The 10,322-nt window shown below is 42.4% G+C and carries 8 protein-coding genes and 1 other annotated feature; of the genes, 2 read left to right on the top strand and 6 right to left on the bottom strand.

What is annotated here, in order from left to right; all coding sequences use genetic code 11:
• Positions 1-580: 580 nt before the first annotated feature.
• Together mecA and spxA are read right to left on the bottom strand one after the other, a co-directional pair.
• Positions 581-1,231 (bottom strand): adaptor protein MecA, encoded by a 651-nt coding sequence (gene mecA / locus CSV70_RS16050; RefSeq protein ID WP_085133052.1) that lies wholly within the window; start codon positions 1,229-1,231, stop codon positions 581-583.
• Between the two features lie 239 nt (positions 1,232-1,470).
• Positions 1,471-1,869, bottom strand: a complete 399-nt coding sequence (spxA, locus tag CSV70_RS16055) for a transcriptional regulator SpxA (RefSeq protein ID WP_009765721.1) — start codon at positions 1,867-1,869, stop codon at positions 1,471-1,473.
• Between the two features lie 437 nt (positions 1,870-2,306).
• Positions 2,307-2,519, top strand: a binding site (T-box leader).
• A 93-nt stretch (positions 2,520-2,612) separates the two neighbouring features.
• Here spxA and trpS point away from each other — a divergent pair.
• Entirely contained in the window at positions 2,613-3,599 is a 987-nt protein-coding gene (trpS, locus tag CSV70_RS16060; RefSeq protein ID WP_085133051.1) for a tryptophan--tRNA ligase, read from the top strand.
• Between the two features lie 618 nt (positions 3,600-4,217).
• Here trpS and fabF read toward each other — a convergent pair.
• Both fabF and CSV70_RS16075 read right to left on the bottom strand, forming a co-directional pair.
• On the bottom strand, positions 4,218-5,453 hold the full coding sequence (fabF, locus tag CSV70_RS16070; protein WP_085133050.1) for a beta-ketoacyl-ACP synthase II: 1,236 nt from the start codon (positions 5,451-5,453) through the stop codon (positions 4,218-4,220).
• A gap of 44 nt (positions 5,454-5,497) precedes the next feature.
• Positions 5,498-6,430 (bottom strand): beta-ketoacyl-ACP synthase III, encoded by a 933-nt coding sequence (locus tag CSV70_RS16075; RefSeq protein ID WP_085133049.1) that lies wholly within the window; start codon positions 6,428-6,430, stop codon positions 5,498-5,500.
• 178 nt (positions 6,431-6,608) lie between these two features.
• Here CSV70_RS16075 and CSV70_RS16080 point away from each other — a divergent pair, with 178 nt between their 5' ends.
• Complete coding sequence (locus CSV70_RS16080; RefSeq protein WP_085133048.1) at positions 6,609-6,791, top strand: YjzD family protein; 183 nt, start codon at positions 6,609-6,611, stop codon at positions 6,789-6,791.
• A gap of 61 nt (positions 6,792-6,852) precedes the next feature.
• Here the strand turns inward: CSV70_RS16080 and CSV70_RS16085 are convergent, their stop codons facing one another.
• Both CSV70_RS16085 and rraA read right to left on the bottom strand, forming a co-directional pair.
• Positions 6,853-8,991, bottom strand: a complete 2,139-nt coding sequence (locus CSV70_RS16085) for an ATP-dependent Clp protease ATP-binding subunit (protein WP_369822371.1) — start codon at positions 8,989-8,991, stop codon at positions 6,853-6,855.
• Between the two features lie 156 nt (positions 8,992-9,147).
• On the bottom strand, positions 9,148-9,627 hold the full coding sequence (rraA, locus tag CSV70_RS16090) for a ribonuclease E activity regulator RraA (protein WP_099628649.1): 480 nt from the start codon (positions 9,625-9,627) through the stop codon (positions 9,148-9,150).
• Between the last annotated feature and the right edge of the window lie 695 nt (positions 9,628-10,322).

A 10,322-nucleotide genomic window follows, 5' to 3' on the forward strand; every position in this document is an offset into this window, starting at 1 on the left:
ACAGCGGCATTGTGATAGCTATCATGTAATTCTTACCCACTTTTTGTTGAGGACGTCGCTCGACTTATTGTTGGGTACAAAAATTAGTGAGTGTATACTTTCTCGACCCGCGCAGGCACGTGGGGTAATGAATTAGTTCGTGTTTCTAGCAAAAAGAAAAACAGTGACATGGTGATAGCTATCACTTGTTTCTTGCGAGTGAAGTGTATGAACTGTCCTACACACTATCTAACGAAGGCGCCTGCTGTGGTAGGCGAAATAAGGAGACAGGCGCACTTCCTGTCTGTGGCTCCTTGCGAAAGCCATCCACCAGCGCCGTAGTGGGGACAATGAGCATTCCACTTACATTTTCAGCAAGACCATAGTCCCATGCTCAAACACGAGCAGAAAAAAGCATGTGAAAGAACTACAACTCAGTACTGCTTATTACGCACTCATGATAGAACTACAACCCTATCCCCAATCCTTATTTCAGATTAAACAAGTACTTGAACTAGTCCTACACACCATTTAACAAAGACGCTGCCAGTGGTTGACATAAAGAAAAAGGCTACCAACTTACTGGTAGCCTTTTAGAGTATTATGAAAAATATTTATTTACTTGTTCAAATACGTCAGATCCCATAACTTCCTTGCCATACTCACCTATACGATGAATAGACATCTTAGACACTGCACCGTATTCTGTTACCATGCTGGCAATGTCCTTCGCACGTTTTTTCTCAATGAGAGAATAGTCGAAGCGTAAGTTGAGATAATAACGATCCTCGAATGCATATAGTTGCGAATCAAATTCGTCTTCGAGTGAAATCATCTTGCTAGCCAATGGTATGATCTGGTCAAATTCATTGAAAACAAATAATCTATCTGCCACCTGTAACTCTTCTTCATTTTCTTCTTCAGAATCAGTAATCGCATCAAAAATTGGATCGAATAATTCTTCTGGATCTTCAATTCCAAAAGGAAACTGTGATGATTCTGCGTTCTTCGGAAGATGTGCGCGAGTCACAATCACTTCAATGCCTTCATTCATAGCGTTCACTTGAATCCAAAGTGGTCCTTCTACTTCAAATTCCGTGTCATCACCAAGTTCATCCATCATATCCCAAAAAAGCTCTTCGCTTTTATCACGATTATACCAGACGTCTTCTTTACTAAAACCACGGGCTTCAATATCTCCATAGGATAAATTAAACTTCACCGTGTTTTCATTAATGCGCTCTATTTCCATCCCTTATCTCTCCCTTCTGTAAAACAGGCCCTCCCCTGTTATATACTAATACACACTTGCAATGCTTATTACTACTATATGTCGACTCCGACGTTTTCGTAAGGGTTTATTGTATTTCATTTTAAGGATGTTTGCATTGAAGTGGTTAACCTAGAGGAATACAAGGGAATATCAATTCAAAAAAAGCTGATAGGCACAATTGTATCCCGTGTCATCCCTATCAGCTTTTGTTATTAAGATTAGTTTACCATACGCCGCGCTTCGAGCAGCTGATAGGCTCTAACTTTTCTCGGTAGGAAACGACGAATCTCATCTTCATTATATCCTACTTGGAGTCTTTTTTCATCTAGAATGATTGGTCTTCTTAAAAGACCTGGATGTTCTTGAATCAATTCATAAAGTCTTTGCAGTGGAAGACTTTCTACGTCAACATTTAGCTTTTGAAAAATCTTGGAGCGTGTTGAAATAATTTCGTCAGTACCATCTTCCGTCATGCGAAGAATTTGTTTAATTTCTTGAATATTTAATGGTTCAGAAAAGATATTACGCTCAGTATAAGGAATCTCGTGTTCCTCCAACCATGCTTTTGCTTTTCTACAAGATGTACAACTAGGCGATGTATAAAGTGTGACACCCATTTATTGACACGTCCTTTCTTACGGCTTATGCTCAATTAGATTTTGTATATTTGCAATTCGTGTAATTCACTTTAGAATTATTACAATTTATCTTTATACTGTTCATTATACACATAATCATTCTCAATTAATATAGTTTTCCGAAAAAACTTTTCTGGAATTCACAATTTCTTATTTTTCAACATGCCAGTAGAGAATGTTGCGGTATTCTGCGATAAATGAACATCTTCTACTTTTATACCCAGGCTAGAAATGTTTTAAACATTTCATTTGTAAATAAATGCATTCTCATTTAGAAAATGATTCTGCTAATTATTCCCTCTATGTATAGTACGTACAGATGTACTAAAAGGTTTCATGTTGGGCAAATGTTTTTTCTTTACTGCAAATCAAAGTTGCATTTTTTATAAGGTATCGATATAATCTTAAGCAATAAGTGAATGGCATTGAAGGAAAAAGTATTTTTGTGGCGGTTTTTGTAGAGAGCTTGTATAAGGTGAAAACAAGTAAAGCTGCACAAAAAGAATGGGCTCCTGAGCTTGATGGATGAAAACAGTACTCCATCACGTCTTCTCACGTTACGGGAATTGAGCGGCTATTAGTAGCAATTCGGGTGGTACCACGGTTACCTTTCATCAATCGTCCCTATTTACAGGGGGATGACTGATGTTTTTTTATGCCATTTTTCACGTATGATCCAGACTGTTCGTTCCAGTCGACTATTAAAAGGAGGATACATGATCATGAAAACCATTTTTTCAGGCGTACAGCCAACAGGTGTCATCACATTAGGGAACTATATTGGCGCGTTTCGTCAATTCGTTGAGCTTCAAAACGACGAGGACTGTATTTTTTGTATCGTCGATCAGCACGCCATCACTGTGCAACAACATCCAGATGACTTAAAACAAGCGATTCGTTCATTAGCTGCTACGTATATCGCAAGTGGCATCGATCCAGAAAAATCCACATTATTTATTCAATCAGAAGTTCCTGCTCATGCACAAGCTGGATGGATCATGCAGTGCATTTCGTACATCGGTGAACTCGAGCGTATGACACAGTTTAAAGACAAATCTGACGGAGCAGAAGGTGTATCTGCCGCGCTTCTTACCTACCCTCCATTAATGGCTGCGGACATTTTATTGTATAACACGGATATCGTGCCAGTCGGTGAAGATCAGAAGCAACATTTAGAGTTAACTAGAGATCTAGCAGAGCGCTTCAATAGCCGATACGGTAAAGTATTGACCATTCCGGCCGTTCGTATTCCTAAAAATGGCGCTCGCATAAAATCTTTACAAGATCCATTGAAGAAAATGAGTAAATCTGATCCAAATAAAAAAGCAACGATTACGATTTTGGACACACCAAAAGAAATCGAAAAGAAAATTAAAAGTGCTGTAACGGATTCTGAAGGTATCGTGAAATTCGACGTGGAAAACAAACCAGGCGTCTCCAATTTATTGATTATCGAATCTTCACTAAGTGGTGTAACGATCGAAGAATTAGAAGCTAAATACGAAGGCCAAGGCTACGGAGCTTTTAAAGTCGGTGTCGCTGATGCGATTAACCAACACTTAGCTGGAATCCAAGAACGCTATCATGAACTAATCAACTCTCCTGAACTCGATGCAATCCTCGACCAAGGAGCTGAAAAAGCAAACACCATCGCTTCCGCCACCCTCAAAAAGATGGAGGCCGCGATGGGCTTGGGACGTACACGGTAAGCAGTAATAAAATGACCGCCCCCACCAACATCATAAAATCTGTCGACTGCAAAATAAAAATCAATATCTGTCGATAATCATAACCCAATGCAGAATAATTTAAGTAAAACAACAGATTCGCAAGCGTCACCACAATCACACAATAACTACAAACAAACACAAAAAAACGCGTCACAGCCATCTCGTCCTTTACCCTTTTCCCTCATCCTATGTTCAGACCACGTGTAATAAGACGAGTCTTCACATTCATAACCAAAAAAGACTGAAAACCTCTCCAGAAACATACTAAGGAGCTTGTCTTCAGTCGTTTTTATTATAAATTGATTTAATGATTTTGGGTTTTGGTTTTGATATTGATTTAGAATTTTGATGTAACGAACTTTTTTTGATAAAACATACAAGAGTTGAACGGAGTGGAAGGCGGCGACTCCAGCGGGAACAGCGCGAGCTGAAAGCCCCGCAGGAACGCAGTGACGAGGAGATTGAAGCCGTGCCCGCGGAACGCGTCCGCCTGGAACGCAGATCAACGGTGCCCTCCCACTTACTCTTGAACTTGAACTTCAACTACTCCAATAATAAAAAACGGAAAGGAGTCAAAAAGACCCTTCCCGTCTACCTTTATATCTTCTTAAACACCAACGAAGCATTATGCCCACCAAAGCCAAGCGAGTTACTCATCGCATACGTAATATCAGCCTTACGCGCTTCATTCACTACATAATCCAAATCACACTCAGGATCCGGCGTCTCATAATTCATCGTAGGAGGTAAAATCCCTTCCTGCAACGCCTTCACAGTAAAGATCGCCTCAATACCGCCAGCCGCGCCAAGCAAATGACCCGTCATCGACTTAGTAGAACTCATTGCCAACTTATACGCATGATCACCAAACACAGTCTTTGCTGCCATCGTCTCAAACAAATCATTATATGGCGTGCTCGTTCCATGCGCATTAATATAATCCACCTGCGTAGGTTCAACGCCCGCTTTTGCCAATGCCTGTTGCATCGCACGCGCTCCGCCTTCTCCGCCTGGTGCTGGTGCTGTAATATGGTGCGCATCTCCAGTTGAACCGTATCCGACGATTTCCGCATAAATCTTCGCTCCACGTGCAACAGCATGTTCATACTCTTCCAAAATCAAGATTCCTGCACCTTCACCCATTACAAAACCATCACGGTTTTTATCGAACGGACGGGAAGCTTTCGTAGGATCATCATTCAAAGATAGCGCTGTGCTTGCGATGAAGCCCGCTACTGCAAGTGACGTGATCGGTGCCTCAGTTCCACCTGTAATCATGACATCTGCATCTCCACGCAGGATGACTTCAAACGCATCCCCGATAGAGTTAGTACCGGATGCACAAGCTGTTACGGAACAAGAGTTGATTCCTTTAGCACCTGTGAAAATCGATACTTGACCTGAAGCCATATCTGGAATCATCATAGGAACGAAAAATGGGCTGACGCGTCGATAGCCTTTTTCGAGGAATGTATTAAATTGTGCCTCATGTGATTCCATTCCACCGATTCCAGAACCGATCCAAACGCCTGTACGAAGCGCTAAGTCGCCTTCTAGTACCAGGTTCGCATCTTTCATTGCCATCATTGCCGAAGCAACTGCATAGTGCGTGAACCGATCCATTTTACGGGCATCTTTGCGGGAAACGTATTCTTCGATATCGAAACCTTTAACCTCTGCCATCACGCTGACCGGGAATTTCTCTTGATCCAGTCTTGTCATCGTGTCGATACCCGATTTCCCTTCCAACACTGATTTCCAAGATTCTTCAGCTGAGTTACCTACTGGTGAGATTCCACCGATACCCGTTACCACTACACGTCGTTTTTCCAATTTCAAACTTCCTTTCTATTGTTAACTTTTATTTTCCAGACTATTTACTTACCCCATTTTATACATAAGCCGCCCCATGTCAAGCCGCCACCAAATCCTACAAGAACAATCACATCATCATCTTTCACTCGACCTTCTGCTAAATCGTCTGTCAATGAAATCGGTATCGATGCTGCCGATGTATTCCCGTACTTATGAACCGTTTTCGACATTTTTTCTACCGGCAAGCCTAAACGCTCACGTGACGCTTCCATAATACGAATATTTGCTTGATGAGGAACCAAATAGTCTACTTCGTCTGTCGTTAAACCAGCTTTTTCGGCGACATTGACTGCCGTTTCTCCCATTTGGCGTACCGCAAACTTGAATACTTCACGGCCATTCATTTCTAAATATTTATCATGACGAAGATGTTTTCCTCCTGAACCGTCTGCCCCCAATTCGAATGAAAGAATTCCTCTTCCTTCACTTACTTTCCCAACGACTGTCGCTCCCGCACCATCTCCGAACAATACAGCGGTATTGCGGTCTTCCCAGTCAACGATTTTCGATAACTTTTCCACGCCTACTACCAGAACATAGTCATACGTGCCAGATTCAACAAATTGCTTCGCTGTTACTACACCGTAGATGAATCCTGCGCACGCTGCAGAAACATCCATCGCCGCTGCGTTCTTTGCACCTAGACGTTCTTGAATCATCGTAGCTACAGACGGGAAAGAAGTATCCGGTGTAACCGTGGCAACCAAAATCAGACCGATTTGATCAGCACGGATTTCCGCTGATTGTAATGCGTTTTTCGCTGCTTCAAACGCCATGTCCGATGTATTGATATCATCTGATGCGATTCTACGCTCTTCGATTCCCGTACGCGTGCGAATCCATTCGTCTGAAGTATCTAAACTTTTTTCCAAATCTTCATTTGTTACAACAGTTGACGGAACAAATTTCCCCATTCCTAAAAGTCCAGCTTTCATCTCATCTACCCCGTTCCTTATCATCTAATATTAGTACCTGGTAGTAATTATAGAAGAAAACATGTGTTTTTTCAAGACGAGGACACTTTTTCGTCAAATATAATACATATTTTGATTTCATCGTTTTAGTTTGCTATGGTATGATGGAATATGAAATAGACTAGTCGAGGTGAAAATCATGCACTATATTATGACATTTGTTTGGTCGTTCCTCTTGGTAGCTATGTTAAACTATGTTGCGGGCTCCATTGGAGGCTATGCATTTGACTTCATGGCGGGCGTTACCGTCTCAATCGTTTTGGCTGTACTTGTATTGATTATCACTACAATCATTCCAAACGAATCTCCAGCAGACGTTTGATTTACGATCAAAAAGCGTAAGAACTGTTCAACAGTTCTTACGCTTTTATTTTGACCTGATCTCATCTGACAACTTCTACCACCAATTCCCCTTCGTGCATGGACAATTTGATTTGCTGTCCTTCTACAAGACCACCTCGTATGACCTCTTGCGCAACTTTCGTTTCCACATGACGCTGAATGAATCGTTTCAATGGCCGCGCACCAAAGTCCGCATCTGCCCCTTCACGCACAATCCAATCGAGTACGTCATCATCATAGACAAGTACTAGATCTTGTTCTTGCAGACGATCAACCAAATCACCAAGCATCTTGTTAGTAATCGCTTTAAATGAATCTGTAGTCAATGAATGGAAAATGATGATATCATCCATTCGGTTCAATAACTCAGGTTTGAAATGACCACGAAGAGCTGCCATGATCAGATCTTCTTTGGCATGTTCTGTATCCTCTAAATCATTCTCGAGTAAATAAGCGGACCCGATATTCGATGTCATGATGACGACAGTATTCGTAAAGTTTACTAAACGCCCTTGACTATCTGTTATACGACCATCATCTAGAATCTGCAATAAAATATTCGCTACATCAGGATGCGCTTTTTCAATTTCATCCAATAACACGACAGCATATGGATTTCTTCTTACCGCTTCTGTTAACTGACCGCCTTCTTCATAGCCGATGTATCCTGGAGGTGCGCCGACTAGACGTGACACACTGTGTTTCTCCATATATTCAGACATATCGATTCGCACGAAGTGATCTTCCGAATCAAATAATGTAGCAGCCAATGTTTTCGCAAGCTCTGTCTTACCTACACCAGTCGGTCCTAGGAATAAGAACGATCCTATAGGCTTGTTCGGATCTTGAATCCCAGCACGTGCACGCCAGACAGCTTCCGTGACAAGTTGTACTGCATTGTCTTGTCCAATGACACGTTCTTTCAAAGTTTCATGCAAGCGCAATAACTTCTCACGCTCACCTTCAACCAGTTTCGTAACGGGAATTCCTGTCCAACGCGCAACGATTGAAGCAATCTCTTCTTCCGTCACTTCTTCACGCAAAAGACGTATATCTTTTGTTCCTTCCAAAGGACTTTCCAATTCTTTCAATTCTTTTTCTAGTGCTGGAATTTTACCGTACTGTAATTCCGCGGCTTTGTTCAAATCAAAACTACCTTGTGCTTCTTCAAGTTCACGGCGGTAGCGATCAAGTTCCTCACGTGTACTTTGAATAATTTTTAATGCGGCTTTTTCTTCATCCCACTGCTCGCGCATATCTTTTGAAGAATCTTTCAAGTCTTGCAGCTCTTCTCGTAAAGTTTGAAGGCGGGACTGACTCATTGTATCTTTCTCTTTACGCAATGCTTGCTCTTCAATCTCGAGTTGCATAATTCTACGAGTCACCGCATCCAACTCAGATGGCATCGAATCAATTTCCGTACGAATCATGGCGCTCGCTTCATCAATTAAATCTATCGCTTTATCCGGCATGAAACGCTCAGTTAAATACCGATCAGATAATGTTGCCGCCGCAACTATTGCACGGTCATGAATACGCACACCGTGGTGCAATTCAAAACGCTCTTTTAACCCACGTAAAATCGATACCGTATCTTCGACAGAAGGTTCACGTACCATCACTTGCTGGAATCGTCTTTCAAGTGCCGCATCTTTCTCGATATACATTCGGTATTCATCCAGTGTAGTCGCACCAATACAGTACAATTCACCACGTGCAAGCATCGGCTTCAACATATTCCCCGCGTCCATCGCACCTTCTGTTTTTCCAGCGCCCACTATCGTATGAATCTCATCAATGAACATAATGATTTCCCCATTGCTCTCTTTCACTTGTTTCAAAACACTTTTCAGACGCTCTTCAAACTCTCCACGATATTTTGCACCTGCAATCAGCGCACTCATATCCAGTTCGAAAATCTGACGGTCTTTTAATCCTTCGGGCACATCACCTTTTACAATTCGCTGTGCCAACCCTTCAACAATTGCAGTTTTACCGACTCCTGGTTCACCGATTAGAACTGGATTATTTTTTGTCTTTCTTGATAAGATTCGAATGACATTTCGAATTTCTTCATCCCGGCCAATCACCGGATCCATTTTGCCGTTTTTCACTTCATCAACCAAATTGCGACCGAATTGCTCTAGTGGTGAGCGCTGGTCTTCTTGCATTCCATCCATGCGCATATACATCCGCCTCTCGTTTATTTGACTTTGACTATCTTTGATTAATTAAATTATAGTATATTTTTTAGGTAAAGTAAAAGATTAACACTCGAATTCGTTTACGATTTTCAGATAAAAAAAGATCGCCCACAATGATGCGGGCGACGTCCATTAAACAAGTTGGCGAGGCGCAACGACTACCCCGTCTTCATCTGCGTAGACATAGTGACCTGGTGTCCATTCCACATTTCCGAAGTGAAGAACTTCGTCTTTCTGTCCTTCGCCGCGTTTGATACTCTTCACCGGCATGCTTCCGATTGCCATGACACCGATTTCCTGTGTGCCAAGATCCGCGGTGTCGCGTGCACAGCCGTAGATAATGACGCCTGCAAGTTTACGATCCTGTGCGATTTCGCCGAGCATGTCCCCCATCAGTGCGCAGCGTTTTGACCCCCCGCCGTCTACAACCAATACATGGCCTTCTGGAATCGTTTGGAGTGCTTCCTTCACTAGCACGTTGTCTTCAAAGACTTTTACGGTTGAGATCGGCCCCGAGAATCTTTTGTGCTTTCCGTAGGATTTGAACTCTATTGTGCACACTTGCAGTTCGTCGATGAAGTCATCACAAAGGTCTGCTGTTTTAACTGACACTTCCCATTCCCCCTAGTACATTCTGTTTGACGCTACCCTATTCCTATTCGACAAAATCTTGCATTTCCTTTTTTATTCATAGAAGATAATAAAATAGAGAGTTGAAATTAGGCTTGGGGTGGGGATTTGCGCTCTAGGCGGACGCGTTCTGGAGGGGACGCGGTGAGCCAACCAGTCGCAAGCTCCCTTGGTTGTCTCTCCTGTCGTCCTGATCCTCCCAGAGTCGCCGCCTGCCGCTCCAATCCCTACAATGTAAGTGGTAGATACTTCTTGTTACGCAATGAAGTTAGGTTTGTATTGTTTTAAGAACTTAAACTAGATCTGCAGTCGACCTTAATTAAGTTGAATTAATAACGTCCTTGATCTTGGTTAAGTTCAAAAGCTGGACAAGTTATTCAAGGAATACAGGCCTGAGTTCAATGCACATCAATAACTATCTCCCACTCGCATTGCAAGGGATTGGCGCGTAGGAGGGGGCGACTCCGGGAGGATCAGGTCGACAGGTGAGACAACTAAAGGGAGCGCAGCGACCTAGTTGGCTCACCGCGGCCCCTCCGGAAATGAACTGCACCCCAAAACTTGGACACATTCAAAGAAAAAGGATGTGGTTCAAGTGAGAAAAATTCATGTAGAAGATAAGATTCAAGCGGTTAAACGATACATTGAAGGTAATGAAAGTCTTCGTGAAATCGCTC

The sequence above is a fragment of the Sporosarcina sp. P25 genome, from assembly GCF_002743235.1.
Taxonomy (GTDB): Bacteria; Bacillota; Bacilli; order Bacillales_A; family Planococcaceae; genus Sporosarcina; species Sporosarcina ureae_B.

What these genes read in the sequence shown, in the direction of transcription:
- mecA (WP_085133052.1), bottom strand. Translation starts at nt 1,231, where the DNA reads ATGGAAATAGAGCGCATTAATGAAAACACGGTGAAGTTTAATTTATCC.
- spxA (WP_009765721.1), bottom strand. Translation starts at nt 1,869, where the DNA reads ATGGGTGTCACACTTTATACATCGCCTAGTTGTACATCTTGTAGAAAA.
- trpS (WP_085133051.1), top strand. Translation starts at nt 2,613, where the DNA reads ATGAAAACCATTTTTTCAGGCGTACAGCCAACAGGTGTCATCACATTA.
- CSV70_RS16075 (WP_085133049.1), bottom strand. Translation starts at nt 6,430, where the DNA reads ATGAAAGCTGGACTTTTAGGAATGGGGAAATTTGTTCCGTCAACTGTT.
- CSV70_RS16080 (WP_085133048.1), top strand. Translation starts at nt 6,609, where the DNA reads ATGCACTATATTATGACATTTGTTTGGTCGTTCCTCTTGGTAGCTATG.
- CSV70_RS16085 (WP_369822371.1), bottom strand. Translation starts at nt 8,991, where the DNA reads ATGGATGGAATGCAAGAAGACCAGCGCTCACCACTAGAGCAATTCGGT.